This is a genomic window from Pseudomonas sp. 43A, from assembly GCF_013363935.1.
Lineage (GTDB): Bacteria > Pseudomonadota > Gammaproteobacteria > Pseudomonadales > Pseudomonadaceae > Aquipseudomonas > Aquipseudomonas crudilactis.
The window spans coordinates 6,207,994-6,224,448 of the sequence record NZ_CP054880.1; the positions used below are offsets into that span (position 1 = coordinate 6,207,994).

Consider the following 16,455-nt stretch of genomic DNA (forward strand, 5'->3'; position numbering starts at 1 on the left):
CGGTCACTCGCTTACTCGCTTACTCGGTTGCTTCTGATGCTGGGTTGGCGCCGGCTTCAGGTAGCGTGACTGGCTCCTCCTTCACAACAACCTCTTCTGCCCACAGGTAGCGCGAGAACGCAGCCACCACGTGGCCAGCGTTGTAGAAGCGCACGCCATCACCCAAGAACTCCATACGCTCGGCACTGATCTCGCGGGTATCGGCTTCGGTTCGAACTTTGAATTGGGTCATAACTCAGTTTCCTTTCAGGCAAACGCGGCTGACGTAATCCTGCAGCGCGGTCAGGGCAACGATGGCTTCGTCACCGTCTGTGGCGGTGGCGACAATTCTTTCAGCAGACGCGGGGTCAAGTTCGGCTCTCGCTTCTGCATCATCCAAGCGGGCGGCGCCGGTGGCGGATCGCACTGCGGGACAGGTGGCCTTGACGGACAGCCGGCGAGCGCCAGTAGCGACAGCAGTACGAAGCTGGTTGTTAGCGGTCTTGGCATCGGTCAGGGCCTTTGTGTGTTCGGTGTCGAGCTGGGCCAGCAGGCGCTGGGTGTTGCGGCGGGACTCTGCGGCCTTGGTCAGCGTGGCGACCTGCTCGGTGGCTGTGGCCAGTTGATCGGCTTGGCGCTCGATATGCTGCCAGCCGAACAGAATCGCTACCGCACACGCGGCGAGGGCAATGAGCAGGTAGCGATTCATGGTTTCGGTTACTCAGTCGGCGATTGAGCTGGTAGGCGTTGCTGGTGCAGGCGCTCTTTCAGCTCATAGCCCACCAGTGGCCAGATCTTTTGTTCAGCGTTCTGACGGGCAATCTTACGGCCGATCTCGGCGTTGAAGTTCTCCGGACTGGCGCAGGCCGACTCGCCGGTGACGGTGAAGCCGTTGCGCAAAACCAGGACGCAGAAGGTCAGCAGATCCAGCGAGCTTGGATACACGCTACGATCTCGACCATCAGCAAGAGTTGCGCCATGAGCTCCGTCTCCCGCCGTGAAGTAGTGTTCGCTTGCAATGTTCGCTTGCAGGTCAGCCGGTGTGATGCGGGGAGCGGTCAGGCCCTTCGCCTGAATTTCTTGCTCAATCGTTTTGTCGTTCACGGTGTTTGCCTCTGGTGGGGGAATGTCAGGCCAGCACTTTCAGCGCGACCTGGTACAGCGCTTTGCGTTCTTCAGCACCGTGCGGCACACGTCCGCGCCGGCCGGTGTTGATCAGGCTGCCAATGTTCTGGATGTCACCAGCATCGGCCAGGGCGTTCAGGCCCATGCTGTCCCAGAACCACGCGGCAGACATCGCGGCATGCTGCGGACGCTCCAGCAGCTCTGGATGGGTTAGCAGATCGAGCTGCAAGGCAGCGCCGCACGCGATGTAGTTGGACTTCCCGGTGATCTGAATTCCCCCACGGCCGCGAAACTTCCAGCCGTCACCCGGGGCGGTGTTGCCCATGCGAGCGTTGTAGACCGCGTTCGCAATGCGCTCAGGCTTGCGGGCGTACTCTGCCGCCAGATTGGCGTCGAACATGCTTGGCCAAGTCTTTTGCAGACCCTCGGCGCTGTAGTTCAGGTTCTCGACCACACGGGACAGGCGGCCGCTTTCGTGCCCGACCTGAGCAAGGAATGCAGCGATACGCAGCGGCGTGTTGATCTGGAAGCGCTCGCACGCATTGTTCAGCGGGTCAGCCCACAGGCGTGCGGTGGCGTCCTGGCAACGCATGATTGCCACCAGGTGGGAAGGTGTGATTTTCATCGGAGATTCCTTGGATCAGGCGCCGGCCGGCGGATCTTGGTCGCGCAGCTTCGACTGCTGGATGACGCGGGCGATGGCCACAGCAACGCTCAGCACCATGTTCACGCTCGCGAATACCAGCGGATCGACTGCGCCTTGAAACACCGACCACGCAGCGGCGGCAGCGTTGAGGACGGCGCCCAGAATCGCCAACTGCACGCTGGTCATGCGCCAGAACTTGCGCCACTCGGGGATCAGTTTCATTTGCTCGGCTTCGCGTCTGGGAGTTTTTCGAGGCTTTCGGCGTAGCGTTTCCATTCGTCACGACTCTTCAAGGCTTGCTTGAGCTTGGCGTCCATAGGCTCAGATGTTTCGCAGGTGGTGGTTGAGTACCGGTATACGGTCGTGTGCGTTGCGACTGGTTGCGGCCGAGGGATGTCCTTGTGCGCGCAACCGGTCAGCACCAGCACGACGACCAGTGCGGCTCTCACTTGGGCCGCCCGGTCAGCACCAGCGTCTTGAAGCTCTCGGCCATGCTGGTGATCTGAAATTCTTGGCGCTGCGTGGTAGTGCGGAGGGTGTCGACCATCTTGTCGTTGGAGTCGCGAGAGCGTTCCAGGGATTCAACACGCTGCGTCAGCAACGCCTGATTGGTCTGATACGTGCCGAGTTGGGCCTGTAGCGCCGAGAGGGAACCGACCACATACACGAACGCCCCGATGGCGCCAGCAGACAAGATCGTCTGCAGCACAGGCACGACCAGTTTGAACACCGTGCTGTCGGCGATGCGGGAAACGTCGGTCATTGGTTTGTCCAAGAAACGAAAAAGCCCCGCACGACGGCGAGGCTCAAGATTGAAATTCAGGCAACAAAAAACCCGCACTTGGCGGGCTTCTGAGAGCTGGGCGTAACTTTGCAACTTGGGGAAAAGGTACCGGAACACTCATCATTTGGTCAAGCGACCCTTTTTGCGACGTCTCCAACCCGTTGCCGTTGGTTCCAGTATTCGCAGATCCGGTCGCTGTACAGCAGGTGGCGCGACTGGTTTTCGTGCGTGTCGCTCCCCCACTCACGGCGGTACGCGGCGCCGTAATTGTTCATGCGGCGGAACCAACGGCGCAGCTGATCAACGTCCATGGCGTTCAGGCGCTGGTGCAATGCTTCGCGGGCAGATCCTCGGCGTGCAGCGTAGGCCTCGGCACGCACATCGGCAGCATGCTCACGGTCGTAGATGTCCCACCGGCAGGTTCCGAACACACGACGTTCAGCCATTCGCACGATTACCGCAGCAACAGGCTTCAGCGCCTTCGCGTCGAGCTGATCCACTGCGCGGGCGATGATTGACCACACCGGCGCCCAGTCGCGCGCCCAATTGGCCACGGCGAACTTTGTGCCGTACCAGTCCTGCACGAACTCTGCGACACGGCTAGGCCCCCAAGCCTCACGGCCATTCACAGCAGCCTGATGGCTCTTGATCGCGGCGAGGGCCATCCAGTAAGCCACCTCGCGGCGCTTGGCCGGGTAACCGTCCAGATCGACCGTCAGCCAGACCAGGGCGTGCGCCACGTTGATGTCCTGGCCATTGGCGACAGGCGAGTACAGCGCGTGCCCGAAGTGCTGCAACGGCTTTGGCAGCGTCCCAATGGCCGATTGCACCAGCCCAGCTGCCAGCATGTGAGCGCATCGGCCGTTGCTGTCGCGCATCGATGGCATGGTTTCCCCCACCACCCTGCCCCTTTTCCCCAGTTTGATCCGCTCCTGAGCCGCTGCCAGCACCGAATCACGGCTTTCGTGCAACGCTTCCCGCCAGGCTTGCCGCGCACTGATCAATTTCATGGTTTTCCCCTTGTTGCGTAGTTCTGCGTAGTCCGGTGATTCACTGGCAAACGGCTGGCAGCCCCAGCATGTACAGCTTGAACGCGGCGAAGATCAGCACGAGCAGCGCAGCGGCGCCCACGACGAGTACTGTGTTCATGATGACTTCCCCTCAAGCGGAACAACCCGGACGATCACGCCCGGTGTTTCGCCAAATTTCTTGGACATGGACACGTTGGTGACCTGCACGTCGTCCTTGAAGACGATCCCGTTGATGCCGTCGCAGATCGCTTTCAGCACGTTGTCGATGTCGGGTTTCTTGGTGGGCTTCACTTCGCCGGCGAGTGCTTCGGCGCGTTTCTTCTTCGACCAGGACTGAGCGATCGACACGAAGATTTTCAACTCGACCATGACGGGGCCGACGATCAGGTCGCGCCCGTTCATGGCTTGCTGGGCTGCCAGAGCGATCAAGGTTTCGTAGTTCGCCGTCTTGGCTGGCGTGAACATACGAGCGTGTCCGCCGATGGTGGTTACGCGTGGTCTGCCCTTCCCCACGGCCTCACCAGGCACCACGAATGAAACTGGCGCGAGCTCATGCATGGTCGTCTCTCCGGATCTTGAACTGTGCAAGCAACATGGCGCGGCAAGCCTTCGGGTCTTTGGGGATTTCGAGTACGTCGACGATGCGGTCGACCTCGTTACGGCTGTGCTCGAGCTGGACCTGCTCACGCGGACGGCTGCTGTCGCTGCCAATGCCCTTGGCGATCCGCCCTTCCAGCGGCTGGCCTGTCTGTGCACGGCGCATGACGATCGCGTAATTGCGTTCGAATCTCTGGAACAGTGCCTTGTCGCCTTGTTTGGCTGTGCGCAGGTCGAAAGTACTGGTGGCTTCAGCGGCAACGCGCACACCTTCGTGGCTGTACACACCGATCAGCGCTTCGGTCCAGGCATCCTTGATGCTCGGCATACCCGGCACTTGCAGGCACATGGCGCGAAAGACGTTCGCCGGCGGTGGCCAGTCGAACTCGTCCGGCTTTTCGACCAGGGTGTTCAGGCCATTGGCGATCTGTGTACCGTTCAAGCCCTTGAGAACGCTTGCCCACGAATGGTTTGGATCAGCCAATACGCCGAAATTCGCCGTCCAACGGTGGCCGTACATCTCCGTCATCTTGATCCACAGTTTGTCCAGCAGTGCGCGCGGCAGCTTCTCGGGCGTCTCGTTCGGCGATGGCGTCTCTGACCTGGTCTGGAGCTGATCGTGAGCCTTTGCGAGCAGGTCGTTGGCTTGACTGGGAATTACTGCGGCTTTCGCCTTGGGCAGTGTTTTCGGATCGAGCGTTTCCATTGGAGTTTCTCCCGGAAGCTTGTGCATTACGGAGATCGCGTTTCATAGCCATGGCGAGTGCGTGCTCCCACTTGGCGTGGGTGCGGTGTTCGTCGGGGGATGCGATCCAGAAAGATTTGAATTCGAGCAACAAGTCGGCGTGTAGCGTCTGGCCTGCCATCGCGTTCATGGTCAGCACGGCCTGAAAGGATTTCTCACAGGGCAGCCAGTCGCTGGTCATGCAAAATCTTGATCGGGAGTCGAAAACGTCATCCGCGTAAATAGGTGGAGGAGGTACTTCTGTATCTGCCTCTGTCTCTGGGGGCGTTACCGTAACGTTACATGCCTGTTTCTTCTTTGCTCGATGGGCTGCAACCCGCTTGGCGCTTGAGTCAGAGACGAATTGACGACGATCCCAAGCTGCTGGTTGGCAGTCCTCATCGATGAGGCCTTTGCTCAGAAATAGCGCCTTCGAAGTGGCCCACTCCTCGTTACTGATCCGTAACTGAAACGCTATCTCTGTTTCATGTAACGTTACATCGTCGTTACTGCAACGGAGGCAAAGAAGCATGACGAAGCGGCGCTGATCAGCCTCGCTCATCATCTGGACTTTGGGGTCGGTGGCGAACTCGCCATACATCCGGAACCAGTCCACAGTCAGTCCTCCTCAAGCTGGTCGACGTGCTGCACATGCTCCATCCAGCGCTTGGCCTGATGGAAAATCGCTTCAATGTCGCGCTGGTTGAAGCACCGCATATCGCTGGGGACAACCTTCAGGCCTAGGAAGGCCAGGATCTGGCAGAACTGCTCGAACTTCTCCGGTTTCATGCGGCTGATCGTTGCTTCATCGCAACCCACTGCAAGCGCGACAGGTCCGTTGCCGACTGACGCAAGGTGCTGCATGAGAACTGAGTAGTTCTTGCGAGCCCTTACCGTCTCTTCTTGGCTTAATTGGGTCGTGGACATGATCACGCCGCCTGTTCACCGGAGTCGGGGAACCGCTCCGGATAGAGGATGTGGATCTCGGTGATCTCACCGTCGAAGACCTTGCTCAGATTCTCAGCAAGAGCTGCGGAGGCGCGCTGAACACCGCGCTCAACGCGGGAAAGGTTGCCGGAGTCGATCGCGTCACCGATCTGGGCAAGACGTGCCGAAACATCGGCGAGCGTCCATTTCTTGTCGAGACGAGCACGTTTTAAGGGAGTCATGGCGTGGCCCTGAGTTGATTTCAGGGTGATTCTGCGATTGGCGCAGATTTAATGCAATCAAATTCTGCGCCTATCGCTTTGCGCATAACGCAGCAAGACCGGAAAATCTGCACCTATGGATATCGGACAAATCATCAGAAACGCGCGCAAAGCCAAAAAGCTTTCGCTTGAAGAACTTGCACACCAGGTCGGATCAGACACTGGCAACCTGTCGCGCCTTGAGCGCGGCATGCAAAGCACTACCCCAGAAAAGCTCAAGCAAATAATGAGCACCCTCGGGATAAAACTGAGCCCGCAGCTGGACGCGGGAATGTCGAACGTGCAGATGGCCCTGCAACCGAGCCGGGAGCCTAAGGAATATCCGTTGGTGAGTTGGGTGATTGCTGGAGACTGGGCGGAGTCCTGCGACAACTTCCATCCAGGCGATGCAGATGAATGGATCGCCTCTACTGAGAATGCTGGCGAGAACGGCTTTTGGCTGAACGTGCGTGGCGACTCTATGACCTGCAACGGAAACCCCAGCTTCCCCGAGGGTTCGCGTATTCTGGTGCAGCCAGAGGCTGACGTGATCAGTGGCAAGTATTACGTGGTGAAGCTTGAGAGCGGCGAAAGCACCTTCAAGCAGTACATCGAAGATGCAGGTATGAAGTATCTGCGCCCGCTGAATCCGAACTACCGCACCATTCAGATCGAAGGCGACTGCAAATTCATCGGTCGCGTGATCGATACCAAGATGACCGGTCTATAAGCAGGTGCCAGCCATGACCAACGTTATCACCCGAGACTCCGCAACCGGCGCCCTTTTCACTTGTGGATTGCTGCTCATCGCCTTTTCTGGCGGTACCTTCCTGCTGTTCGACTGGGCCCAGGCCGGGATCCTGTTCTGCGTGGGAATGGCCGTTTGCTTCATCACCTGCGTTGTCTCTGCCCTTCTGGGTGAGCGCGCATCACGCAGCGATATCGCGACAATGGCCGTCGCAGCGGCCTTCTTCATCTGGCTGATCGTCAACAACCTGTAATTCCCCCCCTTCAAAACGAGCCCGCCACTGAGCGGGCTTTTTTTCGTCCTGATTTTTTTGAATCTGCGCTTGACGCAGAAAACAATCTGCGCATAATGCAACCCATGTTCTGCGATTAGCGCAGATTAGAAACCCGGCGAAAGCCAACGCTCTTTAGTTCGACCGCTTCACCTTGCCGGATCACCACCGGCCCAGATTCAAAGGCAGCGATGAACCGGCCTCAACGGTTCAGAGGGTTGGCAACTGACCCGGGCGTGCAGCGTAAAACGTCGAAAGCAGTTATCCAGCGGGAGAACAAGCCGAAAGGCCCGCGGCTGGAGGAACAATTTGAATCGATCTGTACCGCGCCAGTAGCGCCGAAGGATCAGCGGAAAGTTTCACTGATGCACCTGGTGACGGGTGCATTGGGAAAACAACCGAGGGCAACTCAATGAACAAGGTAATTCACATCACCCTGCGCGGAGAGTTGCAGGTCTTCGCCGATGCCGACCTAAACGCCTGCATACGAGAGGCGAACAGGCTCAACGCGGAGCGCGGACTCAAAAGCGGCGTGCGCGTTGTTGAGTGCGAAGACGGCCATCGAATGACGGCGGCCGACTGCAAGGCTGCTGCATGACGATTTCACTGCCTGGCCTTGGCGACAGGGCCAGACGGGAAATCAACCGACAAGTCAGACTTGACTGTTCGAGGTGAGTAGATGGAAAGCAACAGTGAATTGAGCGCAGCCGACAGGATTCTGGCGAGAGTCGGCAAAGGGCCAAGTCTCGAAGAGGCTCTGAAGGAAAGCGCAGCGGCTGCCAAAGCGCCGTCTCGGATCAGTCAGATCCTCGGCAAGGATGCGCCAGTACAGCAGCGCTACACGAAAGCGCGGCGCCGCAAGGAGCGCCGGGAAATATCGGAGCAGGCTCTGCGAGAGGGCATTAAGCGCATCAAGGAAAAGCGCCGTACCGCGCCAAAGGACTGGGAGCGCGCCTACAACAGCGCGATCGCCCAGATCGAAATCTTTCTGGATGAAATCCTCGCCAAACAGTGGGCGCCGGCTGAGTTGTAAACCCAAAGTTTACAACTGCCCGATCCTCTCTATGAGAGCGCATCGGGGTGTGATCTGCGTAGCTCAATGGTAGAGCTACCCCCGACCGGAATAGGGCTGGATGCCCATAGGTTGGAACTGTGGTGGTTGCGGGCTTCGAAACCCGTCGTAGATCACACCCCGATGCGGACGAAACTGCGGCCTATAACCGCCCACCTGCATCACCGCAAAAACGCAGAAGCGACGTGGAAAATCGAAGACACGTAAGGCGCTATAGGAGCCAGAAAACAACCTATTGAGTGGCAGGAAGGTGGCCACCAGACCTGAAAGCCAGGATGTGACTGGCCAGACTGACAACACATCGCCGGGGTAGCGTCCGGCCTTCTGCATCACAATCACCGGAGAACACCATGCTCCAGATAATCCTGATCGGCGCAGCGCTGAGTCATATGCGGCCAGAACCGCACAGCTCTATTGCGTTGTCCGCCGATCCGCAACGTGCACGCCGTGAGCGATGGCGATGTACCACCGGGGTCGCCGCGTTCTGGCGCTGATCGATCCCGCCAAAAACAAACCACTCATATCGCTGCATCGGAAGCAACACCGGAAAGGCCCTCCCGTCCAGTTGGGCCTTTCACTTTTCCTACACAACTACGAATGCACTCACCCCGCGCCCAACGGCAACCAGCGGAGCGAACGAGTGCATTCGAGTTTTTGTTGGCACAACACACCGCCACCACGGAGGCGACCACCATGGAACACGAAGTGATTGTTGAAGGGTTTGTCCTCCAGGTGGAGGTAACCCGTTGTGAAAACATCGCGCCCTGCCTCAACGCTTGGAATAGCGATTGGGACTTCTACGGCAGCCGCGAACTGGAGTTCAAGGTTCTTTCGGCCATCACCTACGACGATGAAGGAGTAAGGCAGAAGGTTTTCGGCTACGACTCGCTGGCCCAGCAGTACGGCAAGCAGATCGAGACGGCGCTGTGGGTTGAGATTGACGCCTTGCAGCGCCGCAAGAACGGTCGGTGGGCAGCATGAGCCGCAAACATGAAATAGCGCTGGGCATGATCGATTCACGGTTTGCCCTGCTGCGTAACGGTGACTCGTCGGCGCAACTGCATGCTGAGACCAGCATGGCCATCGAAATGGCCCACGCGCTGGGAGCGATCGATATCGGCGAGCACCACCACTATGTGGCTCGTCTGGATCGCATCTACCAGGCACAGGCCGAGGCCTTTCTCGCCGACATTCGGAGGTCAGCACCGTGACCATCATCTGCCGAACCGCCAAACAACTGACAGAAGCCCTGAAAAATCAGGGCTTTTTCTTGGTCGCCGATCTGCCCCGGCCGCTGCGCATTGAAGTGCGGCGCGGCATGTTGATTGCGAGAGTGTCATGACCACCACCCAGCGCTCCCGGCGCCGCGCGATCCGCATCACCTCGGCCGCTGTTGGCCTGACCTTCCTAGCCATTGTCCTGCTGGCGCCTGCGCTCGGCGGACTGATCACCAATTAGGTAACCCCATGTCCAACAAAGATACCGGCGGGCCGGCGTTCCCCTGCTCTGAGAACGGCACGTCCCACACCATCGCCATGGCAGCGATGCTTGAACTGGCGCCAACTGCGACCACTGACGAAAAAGACAAGGTGTATATCCAGACCAAGGCCCAAGCGATGCAAGGCATGAGCTTGCGCGATTACTTTGCAGGCAAGGCTTTGGATGGGTTTATGCACTGGGCCCTCGATCAGCCTCATTTCACGGACTACGACACAGCGGCAAAGGCGGCGGCTGGATACGCAAAGTCAGCCTACACAATAGCTGACGCAATGTTAGCCGCCCGCTCTGCCTAATCCTTATTCCACTCTCTCTTCACGCTGCGAACCGCGCGGCAAGGAAACCTCATGTCCGAATTAACGACCCAACCCAATCAGGCGATAAAGCCGACGTTCAGCCTCGCGCCGCAGAACATCGAAGAAGCGCTGAAGTTCTCCGATTACCTGGCCAAGTCGACCATCGTGCCGAAGGACTTCGCCAACAACCCCGGCAACATTCTGGTGGCGATCCAGTGGGGCATGGAGCTCGGCCTGCAACCGATGCAGGCGATGCAGAACATCGCAGTCATCAACGGCCGCCCTGCCCTCTGGGGTGACGCGGTGATCGCACTGGTCCGCAGCTCGCCCCTGTGTGAGTACGTCTACGAAAGCGACGACGGCGAGACGGCAACGTGCCGGGTGAAGCGCCGCGGTGAAGAAGAGCAAAGCCGCACGTTCAGCATGACCGACGCCAAGCTGGCCGGGCTCGCCGGCAAGCAAGGGCCGTGGACGCAGTACCCGAAGCGGATGCGCCAGATGCGCGCCCGGGCCTTCGCAATGCGCGACGTGTTCCCCGATGTTCTGCGCGGCATGCCGGTCGCCGAAGAGGTGCAAGACATCCCGACCGAACGCGAAGTCAACCAGGCGCGCAAGGCCGACGAGCCGAAGGTTTTGCCGCCCTACCCCGACAGCAAGCTGGACGAAAGCGCCGAGAAATGGCGCGGGATGATCGCCCAGAAGCGCACCAGCCCCGAACACATCATCACCAACATCTGCAGCAAGTACGTCATCACCGACGAGCAGAAAGACCGCATTCACGGCCTTGTCGCCATCGAGGGAGAAACCACCAATGCAAGTTCATAACGTTCAGCAGGGTTCGCCTGAGTGGCATGCCCTTCGCGCCAACTACTTCACCGCTTCCGAAGCGCCGGCAATGATGGGCGAATCGAAGTATCAAACCCGAACCGATCTGCTGACGGTGAAGAAAACCGGGATCATCGACGAAGTTGGGCCGGCGCAGCAGGCCGTGTTCGATCGAGGCCACGCCACCGAAGAGCTGGCCCGCCCCATCGTTGAAGAAATTATCGGCGAAGAGCTTTACCCAATCGTCGGTACCAGCGGCAACCTACTGGCTTCAATGGACGGCGCCACGATGCTTGGCGACATTCTGTTTGAACACAAACTGTGGAATCAGGCGCTTGTCGCGCAGATCCGCGCGAATGCGTTGGACCCGCATTACTACTGGCAGCTTGAACAGCAACTGCTGGTGAGCGGCGCCGAGAAAGTGTTCTTCGTCTGCTCCGATGGCACCAAGCAAAACTTCGTGCACTTGGAATACCGGCCTGTGCCAGGGCGTGCCGAGCTGTTGATTGAAGGCTGGAAACAGTTCGAGGAAGAACTGGGCACCTTCACTCCGCAGGAAAAGACGGTTGAAGCCATCGGCGCCGCGCCTGATCAGCTTCCCGCCCTTCGCATCGACGTAACCGGCATGGTTACCGCAAGCAACCTCGACGCCTTCAAGTCTCACGCGCTGACAGTGATCGGCAATATCAACACCGACCTGAAAGACGACAAGGACTTCGCGGATGCCGACGCAACCGTGAAGTGGTGCGGTGAAGTTGAGGACAAGCTCAAGGCAGCGAAAGAACACGCCCTGAGCCAAACCGAAAGCATCGACATCTTGTTCAAGGCGATTGATGACATCGCGGCCGAGACTCGGCGCAAGCGCCTGGAACTGGAAAAACTGGTCAAGGCCCGCAAGGAAAACATCCGCAACGAGATCGTCATGGATGCGGCCAAGGCTTTGCAGATCCATATCGACCAGATCGACGCCACCTTGGGCGGTCGCATCAGGATGCCGAAGGTGCAGGCGAACTTCGCCGAAGCCATCAAGGGCAAGAAGTCGGTGTCCAGCCTTCGCGAGGCTGCTGACGCCGAGCTGGCCCGGGCGAAAATCGAGGCCAGTCGCATCGCCGACGGCATCCGGATCAATCAGGCAAGCCTGAACGAACTGGCGGTGAATCATAAATTCCTGTTCCACGACGCACAGGAATTGGTGATGAAGGCCAACGATGATCTGGTGGCGCTGATCAAGATGCGAATCCACGATCATGACCAGCAGCAGCAACAGGTTGTTGAACCGGTCGTGCAGCAACAAACAGTCGCACCAGTCGTGGAGCCGGCGCCGGCCACCAGCACGCCGATCAAGCCAGTCGAAACGGCAGCTCAAGTCGTCGACGATGGCCAGCGCTTCAAGCTGGGTGATCTGAGCGACCGACTCGGCTTCACGGTGTCAGCGGGCTTCCTGAGTTCGCTGGGTTTCGAAGTTGTGGCCAAGGAACGCAGTGCATCGCTGTACCGGGAAAGCGACTTCCCGCGCATCTGCGCCGCCCTGATCAGCCACATTCAGAAGGTGCAAAACATCAGGGTAGCTGCGTGACATGGCTGCTCAATCCGTCCTCGACATCTACGACAGTGTCGAGGAATTCATGGCCATTCTCGTCGCCGCTGAGCTGCACGCCAGCGGCGGCTGGGAACTGGAGTTCGTCGAAAGCATGCGCGCCAACTTCAAGCGTTTCGGCGCCCACACCAACCTGAGCCCGGCTCAACAATCGAAGCTTGAGCGCATCGCCAAGCACTGAGGGTCAAATATGAAAATTGAACACATGGAAGCCATTGAGCGTGCGAAGCGGCATGGCGTCATGCCTTCGGTTCTGGCCCACGAGCTACTGGTGCGCGACCTGGTCGACGCCGCAATGTTCGAATGGCAGAACATTGCCGCACCGTACAGCAAGTTGAACGAAGGCCAGCGCCAAGAAGTAACCGACCGCGTCACAGAGAAAGTGACCACGGCGGTTTACACGGCCGTGGGAATCATCTCGTCTCGCAGCGTCGACACCATCCCGTTGACGGTGGCCGACGCCAAGTTCAAGGCAAAAAGCATCACGGTTACCGCGACCATCGATGCGCAAGACCCGAACCGCCATGGGCTGATCGACGTAGCCGGGAAACTATGCCTGCTGGTGCTGGCACCAAACGATTACGCCGAAGGCTTGGACAGTCTCACGGTAGAGCGCGATCAACGAGACTTGCCGCTGCACGTCAGCAACTTGACCGGCGGTCTGTTCGGCGGTGGTACCGGACCAGATGAGCCAGACGGAGTGAAACACCCTCTGGGCACTGAAGAAGAATTGAACGCGCTGGTGAATGCTGGCAAATCCGGCGGGGTCGACGATGACCAGATCGGCAGCAAAGACCCGCTCTACAACGAAGCCGTGGAACAGTTGATTGCCTACGGCCGGCTGGGCGCGGCGGCAATTGCCGGAGCGCTGAGCATCAGCAACGAGCGGGCATCGCAGATGCTCAATGCAATGGTCGAGTCAGGCGCCGCTGTTGCGATCGATGGCGGCAACGTCTTCGAAATCAAAGGTGGTGCTGAGGCAGAAGGCAATGCTGAGGATCAAAACTTCGGCCTTGTCGATACGGAAACCAAAGAGTTCGGCGACTTCAGCTACGACGACGCCAAGCAACTGATCGTGCTCAAGGCCGGCACCAAAGCCTTTAAGGCCCACTGGGTACAGAGCCGGCTGGCGATTGACAGCGACAAGGTGGCATCGCTGCTGCTGCGCCTGCTCGACGACAAGGTGGTTGCCGTCGAAGCCGAGGGCGAATCAGCGCTTGAGCACAGCTACAAGGTGATCGCCACGCTGGAAGACGTCGTTTAACCCATCCCGCGCAATAGGAGTACAGCTGATGCGACAAGTTGAACTGAAGCGAAAAAAATGGGTTCAGCCATCCGAAGGTGTTCGTGGTCACTGGGCAGAAGATGAGATTGTAACAGCGACGTTTCACCAGTTCGGTACAGCGTATGAAGAGTTCGAGGCAGGCCCAGGCAACTACTCTGTGGCAATCGTTGAGTTGCCAGACGGAACCGTCGAAAACGCACACCTGAACGAAATCCGCTTCATCGACTGAACAATCCCCCGAAACATCACAGGCGCCTACGGGCGCCTTCTTTTCGACTGGAGAAAAGCCCATGAATCTGCTCACCCCGTATGACACCGAAACCACCGGCCTGCCGCTGTTCAAAGAACCGAGCGACGACCCGCGCCAGCCGCACCTGGTGGATATCTGCATTCTGGCCTACGACGCCAACGGCGCGCTGGTCGATTCCTTCGAAGCAATGGTTCGCCCTGATGGCTGGGTGATCCCCAACGAAGTCGCGGTGATCCACGGCATCACCACCGAAATGGCCATGGACACGGGCATCCCGGAAGCCGAGGCGCTGGACGGCTTCATGGCCATCCACGAACGCGCCGGCCTGCGCATCGCCCACAACATCAACTTCGACGACCGCATCATGCGCATCGCGCTATCGCGCTATCGCGGTAAAGACGCGGCGGACGCATTCAAGCAGACGCCCGGCTACTGCACCTGCCAGAGCAGTAAGAACATCGTGAAATGCCCGCCGACCGAAAAGATGATCCGCGCCGGCTTCGGGCGCCCAGGCATGTACAAGAACCCGACTGTCGCCGAGGCCTTGCTGCACTTCACCGGTGAAGTATTGGTCGGCGGCCACCGCGCACGGCCAGACACCGAGGCCTGCGCCCGCATCTACTTCGCCATGAACCCGCCTGCTCAGGTGGCTTAAGCCCACCACAACCGAAGGAATCAAGATGAAAGCCAATAAGATTTCAATCGAGGCCGATGGCTTCAAAATGAAGGCCACGCCTGAAAGGCTCGTTCAGCTGCTGATTGCGGGGCTGTTCGCCCAAGCTCTGCCGCCTGCGGCTCCTGTTCAACCGCAGACTTCGAATGTGGTCCCAGCACTCGGCGCCGAGTGGCCAGAGCAAGGCGGATACAACGGCGGCCTGGTACCGGCACGTGGCGACGTTCCTGCGCACTATTTGATCGTCGCAGCGAAAGACGCGGGCAGCTTTGAGTGGGGCAGGCGCGGGATCGAGGTTGAAGGCCTCAGCAAGACCGACGGCTACACCAATACGCAGACGCTCATTGGCAATGACGATGAACGCAAGTATCCGGCTGCCGATGCGTGCGCCGAGTACCAGGCTGAAGGGCATCACGACTTCTACCTGCCGGCCTGTGCAGAGCTGTATCACTGCTGGGTGAACGTGCCCGAGTTGTTCGCCAAGGACACCTGGTACTGGTCGTCAACGCAGCGCTCCGCCAACGGCGCATTCTACATGTACTTCGATGATGGCTATCAGTACGACCTCGGCAAGCACCTCGAGCTCCGCGTCCGCCCCGTCCGCAGATTCTTTATTTAATCCTTCATTCATCCGTTCTTGATCCGGCACCGGGCGCAATAGCGCCTTTTTTGTTGCCTTAAAAAAGAGGAAAGACCATGTCCGCAATTGATAAAGCAGCGCCAGCAGTGACCATCCCAGAGATCGGCCAGCCCTTCGGCGGCGGCTTCTTCTCCGGCATCACCCGCGATCCGGAAACCGGTAAGCGTTATCTGAACATCACCGCATATGCATCGCATGAACTGGTTGGGAAGTGGGGCGAGTACGGCGAGAAGATCGCAGGTGCCGACAGCTTCACAGATAGCCGCGCAAACACGGAAGCGATGGCAGCCGCCGGCAGCGAGCTGGCACAGCAGGTACTGGCTTTGGATATGGGCGGCTTCAACGACTGGGCAATCCCAGCACGCGACGTGCAGGAATTGCAGTACCGCCACTTCAAGCCGACTACTGAAGTGAACTGGCAGTACTCGCGCAGTGGCGACAATCCGAATAGTGAGCCTGTCGGCCTTCTGCACACTGAAGATTCACCTGCTCAGACCTCGATCGCTGCTTTCCAGCATCGTGGCGCAGAAGCCTTCCAGCCGCGCGCTTACTGGTCGAGTTCGCAGCGCTCCGCCGACCTCGCTTTCTTCATGGGCTTCGATGGTGGCGGTCAGGCCAGCGGCGGCAAGTACCTCGAGCTCCGCGTCCGCCCCGTCCGCAGTCAATTGATTGATTAATTCGTTTATTCAATCCGGCCGCTTGCGGCCGGTTGCTCTTGGAGAGCTCGCCTCATGGCAATGCATACGGATTTGCAGATTTACAAAGTCTCGCTCGGTCTGCTCCAGATGGCCACAAACCTGACCCGGAACATTCCGCGAGACCTCAAGCAGTCATTGGGCAAGCGCGTCATTGATGAGTGCATCGATGTGCTGATGCTCATTGCCCGAGCCAACTCAACGCCGGACAAGCGCCCGCACCTCACATTGCTGGTCGAGAAGGTTCAGGTGATCGAGTTCCTGATGAGGCTGTTCAAGGACAGTCGATTCATCAGTGTCCCGCAGCATGCCACGGCCATCGAGGTAACCACCTCAATCGGCAAACAGGCAAACGCCTGGAAACGCTCTACCCCAACCGCGCCCGCCATCTGAGAGTTACGGCTTTCAGATCTGTGCGAATTGAATCTGGTCGTGCCGCTGGCCTCTGGGCCACCGCCATGCGCACTAAAGATACCGCCGGTCTAAAGCGTCCGTGTAGGTCTTGCGCAGTTTCCTCGCTGATCGGCTCTGCC

At 58.9% G+C, this 16,455-nt stretch carries 30 protein-coding genes and 1 pseudogene; 18 read left to right on the forward strand and 13 right to left on the reverse strand.

Going from position 1 to position 16,455, the window contains the following annotated elements:
* Nucleotides 1–19: 19 nt before the first annotated feature.
* The 13 genes and pseudogenes from HUW52_RS27375 to HUW52_RS27430 all read right to left on the reverse strand — a co-directional run bounded on the left by HUW52_RS27375 (nucleotide 20) and on the right by HUW52_RS27430 (nucleotide 6,055).
* Nucleotides 20–232, reverse strand: a complete 213-nt coding sequence (locus HUW52_RS27375) for a hypothetical protein (RefSeq protein WP_175555376.1) — start codon at nucleotides 230–232, stop codon at nucleotides 20–22.
* 3 nt (nucleotides 233–235) lie between these two features.
* The gene (locus HUW52_RS27380; RefSeq protein WP_175555377.1) at nucleotides 236–688 is read right to left on the reverse strand and encodes a lysis system i-spanin subunit Rz; all 453 of its coding nucleotides are present in this window, start codon (nucleotides 686–688) and stop codon (nucleotides 236–238) included.
* A gap of 8 nt (nucleotides 689–696) precedes the next feature.
* A complete protein-coding gene (locus tag HUW52_RS27385; protein ID WP_175555378.1) occupies nucleotides 697–1,083 on the reverse strand; it encodes a Gp49 family protein in 387 nt (128 codons plus the stop codon).
* Between the two features lie 25 nt (nucleotides 1,084–1,108).
* Nucleotides 1,109–1,729 (reverse strand): glycoside hydrolase family 19 protein, encoded by a 621-nt coding sequence (locus HUW52_RS27390; RefSeq protein ID WP_175555379.1) that lies wholly within the window; start codon nucleotides 1,727–1,729, stop codon nucleotides 1,109–1,111.
* A 15-nt stretch (nucleotides 1,730–1,744) separates the two neighbouring features.
* The gene (locus HUW52_RS27395) at nucleotides 1,745–1,972 is read right to left on the reverse strand and encodes a hypothetical protein (RefSeq protein ID WP_175555380.1); all 228 of its coding nucleotides are present in this window, start codon (nucleotides 1,970–1,972) and stop codon (nucleotides 1,745–1,747) included.
* On the reverse strand, nucleotides 1,969–2,199 hold the full coding sequence (locus tag HUW52_RS27400; protein WP_175555381.1) for a hypothetical protein: 231 nt from the start codon (nucleotides 2,197–2,199) through the stop codon (nucleotides 1,969–1,971). Before HUW52_RS27400 ends, HUW52_RS27395 begins: the two co-directional genes overlap by 4 nt.
* Nucleotides 2,196–2,513, reverse strand: a complete 318-nt coding sequence (locus HUW52_RS27405; RefSeq protein ID WP_175555382.1) for a hypothetical protein — start codon at nucleotides 2,511–2,513, stop codon at nucleotides 2,196–2,198. The genes HUW52_RS27400 and HUW52_RS27405 overlap by 4 nt, the downstream gene beginning before the upstream one ends.
* Nucleotides 2,514–2,662: 149 nt before the next feature.
* Nucleotides 2,663–3,544 (reverse strand): hypothetical protein, encoded by an 882-nt coding sequence (locus HUW52_RS27410; protein ID WP_175555383.1) that lies wholly within the window; start codon nucleotides 3,542–3,544, stop codon nucleotides 2,663–2,665.
* A gap of 135 nt (nucleotides 3,545–3,679) precedes the next feature.
* The gene (locus tag HUW52_RS27415; protein WP_175555384.1) at nucleotides 3,680–4,123 is read right to left on the reverse strand and encodes a RusA family crossover junction endodeoxyribonuclease; all 444 of its coding nucleotides are present in this window, start codon (nucleotides 4,121–4,123) and stop codon (nucleotides 3,680–3,682) included.
* Nucleotides 4,116–4,868, reverse strand: a complete 753-nt coding sequence (locus HUW52_RS27420; protein WP_175555385.1) for a hypothetical protein — start codon at nucleotides 4,866–4,868, stop codon at nucleotides 4,116–4,118. Before HUW52_RS27420 ends, HUW52_RS27415 begins: the two co-directional genes overlap by 8 nt.
* Before the next feature lie 25 nt (nucleotides 4,869–4,893).
* Nucleotides 4,894–5,487: pseudogene (locus HUW52_RS30845) on the reverse strand (DnaT-like ssDNA-binding domain-containing protein); the annotation flags it as partial.
* 17 nt (nucleotides 5,488–5,504) lie between these two features.
* Nucleotides 5,505–5,813, reverse strand: a complete 309-nt coding sequence (locus HUW52_RS27425; RefSeq protein ID WP_175555386.1) for a CII family transcriptional regulator — start codon at nucleotides 5,811–5,813, stop codon at nucleotides 5,505–5,507.
* Nucleotides 5,814–5,815: 2 nt separating this feature from the next.
* Complete coding sequence (locus HUW52_RS27430; RefSeq protein ID WP_175555387.1) at nucleotides 5,816–6,055, reverse strand: helix-turn-helix transcriptional regulator; 240 nt, start codon at nucleotides 6,053–6,055, stop codon at nucleotides 5,816–5,818.
* Nucleotides 6,056–6,170: 115 nt separating this feature from the next.
* On the opposite strand from HUW52_RS27430, the gene HUW52_RS27435 reads away from it, so the two are divergent.
* From HUW52_RS27435 to HUW52_RS27515, 18 genes are all read left to right on the forward strand, one after another.
* Nucleotides 6,171–6,803: a LexA family transcriptional regulator gene (locus tag HUW52_RS27435; RefSeq protein WP_175555388.1), complete on the forward strand. Its 633-nt coding sequence runs from the start codon at nucleotides 6,171–6,173 to the stop codon at nucleotides 6,801–6,803.
* 13 nt (nucleotides 6,804–6,816) lie between these two features.
* Nucleotides 6,817–7,074, forward strand: coding sequence for a hypothetical protein (locus HUW52_RS27440; RefSeq protein WP_175555389.1), 258 nt, complete (start codon nucleotides 6,817–6,819; stop codon nucleotides 7,072–7,074).
* 430 nt (nucleotides 7,075–7,504) lie between these two features.
* Nucleotides 7,505–7,690, forward strand: coding sequence for a hypothetical protein (locus HUW52_RS27445; RefSeq protein WP_175555390.1), 186 nt, complete (start codon nucleotides 7,505–7,507; stop codon nucleotides 7,688–7,690).
* Nucleotides 7,691–7,771: 81 nt separating this feature from the next.
* Nucleotides 7,772–8,125 carry a hypothetical protein gene (locus HUW52_RS27450; RefSeq protein WP_175555391.1) on the forward strand — a complete coding sequence of 118 codons (354 nt, stop codon included), beginning with the start codon at nucleotides 7,772–7,774 and terminating at the stop codon, nucleotides 8,123–8,125.
* Nucleotides 8,126–8,514: 389 nt separating this feature from the next.
* A complete protein-coding gene (locus tag HUW52_RS27455) occupies nucleotides 8,515–8,658 on the forward strand; it encodes a hypothetical protein (RefSeq protein ID WP_175555392.1) in 144 nt (47 codons plus the stop codon).
* 199 nt (nucleotides 8,659–8,857) lie between these two features.
* Entirely contained in the window at nucleotides 8,858–9,145 is a 288-nt protein-coding gene (locus HUW52_RS27460) for a hypothetical protein (RefSeq protein WP_175555393.1), read from the forward strand.
* The gene (locus HUW52_RS27465; protein ID WP_175555394.1) at nucleotides 9,142–9,375 is read left to right on the forward strand and encodes a hypothetical protein; all 234 of its coding nucleotides are present in this window, start codon (nucleotides 9,142–9,144) and stop codon (nucleotides 9,373–9,375) included. Before HUW52_RS27460 ends, HUW52_RS27465 begins: the two co-directional genes overlap by 4 nt.
* Complete coding sequence (locus tag HUW52_RS30540) at nucleotides 9,372–9,506, forward strand: hypothetical protein (RefSeq protein ID WP_256667878.1); 135 nt, start codon at nucleotides 9,372–9,374, stop codon at nucleotides 9,504–9,506. Before HUW52_RS27465 ends, HUW52_RS30540 begins: the two co-directional genes overlap by 4 nt.
* 124 nt (nucleotides 9,507–9,630) lie before the next feature.
* Nucleotides 9,631–9,957, forward strand: coding sequence for a hypothetical protein (locus tag HUW52_RS27470; protein ID WP_175555395.1), 327 nt, complete (start codon nucleotides 9,631–9,633; stop codon nucleotides 9,955–9,957).
* A gap of 51 nt (nucleotides 9,958–10,008) precedes the next feature.
* Nucleotides 10,009–10,782, forward strand: coding sequence for a hypothetical protein (locus HUW52_RS27475; protein WP_175555396.1), 774 nt, complete (start codon nucleotides 10,009–10,011; stop codon nucleotides 10,780–10,782).
* Nucleotides 10,769–12,358 carry a YqaJ viral recombinase family protein gene (locus HUW52_RS27480; protein ID WP_175555397.1) on the forward strand — a complete coding sequence of 530 codons (1,590 nt, stop codon included), beginning with the start codon at nucleotides 10,769–10,771 and terminating at the stop codon, nucleotides 12,356–12,358. The genes HUW52_RS27475 and HUW52_RS27480 overlap by 14 nt, the downstream gene beginning before the upstream one ends.
* Before the next feature lies 1 nt (nucleotide 12,359).
* A complete protein-coding gene (locus HUW52_RS27485) occupies nucleotides 12,360–12,560 on the forward strand; it encodes a hypothetical protein (protein WP_175555398.1) in 201 nt (66 codons plus the stop codon).
* Nucleotides 12,561–12,569: 9 nt separating this feature from the next.
* Entirely contained in the window at nucleotides 12,570–13,643 is a 1,074-nt protein-coding gene (locus HUW52_RS27490) for a DNA translocase FtsK (RefSeq protein ID WP_175555399.1), read from the forward strand.
* A gap of 28 nt (nucleotides 13,644–13,671) precedes the next feature.
* A complete protein-coding gene (locus HUW52_RS27495; RefSeq protein ID WP_175555400.1) occupies nucleotides 13,672–13,893 on the forward strand; it encodes a hypothetical protein in 222 nt (73 codons plus the stop codon).
* Between the two features lie 61 nt (nucleotides 13,894–13,954).
* Nucleotides 13,955–14,569 (forward strand): 3'-5' exonuclease, encoded by a 615-nt coding sequence (locus HUW52_RS27500; RefSeq protein ID WP_175555401.1) that lies wholly within the window; start codon nucleotides 13,955–13,957, stop codon nucleotides 14,567–14,569.
* Between the two features lie 25 nt (nucleotides 14,570–14,594).
* Nucleotides 14,595–15,206, forward strand: a complete 612-nt coding sequence (locus HUW52_RS27505; protein WP_175555402.1) for a DUF1566 domain-containing protein — start codon at nucleotides 14,595–14,597, stop codon at nucleotides 15,204–15,206.
* 77 nt (nucleotides 15,207–15,283) lie between these two features.
* Nucleotides 15,284–15,904 (forward strand): DUF1566 domain-containing protein, encoded by a 621-nt coding sequence (locus HUW52_RS27510; RefSeq protein WP_175555403.1) that lies wholly within the window; start codon nucleotides 15,284–15,286, stop codon nucleotides 15,902–15,904.
* Nucleotides 15,905–15,958: 54 nt separating this feature from the next.
* Nucleotides 15,959–16,315: a four helix bundle protein gene (locus tag HUW52_RS27515; protein WP_175555404.1), complete on the forward strand. Its 357-nt coding sequence runs from the start codon at nucleotides 15,959–15,961 to the stop codon at nucleotides 16,313–16,315.
* The last annotated feature ends 140 nt before the right edge of the window (nucleotides 16,316–16,455 follow it).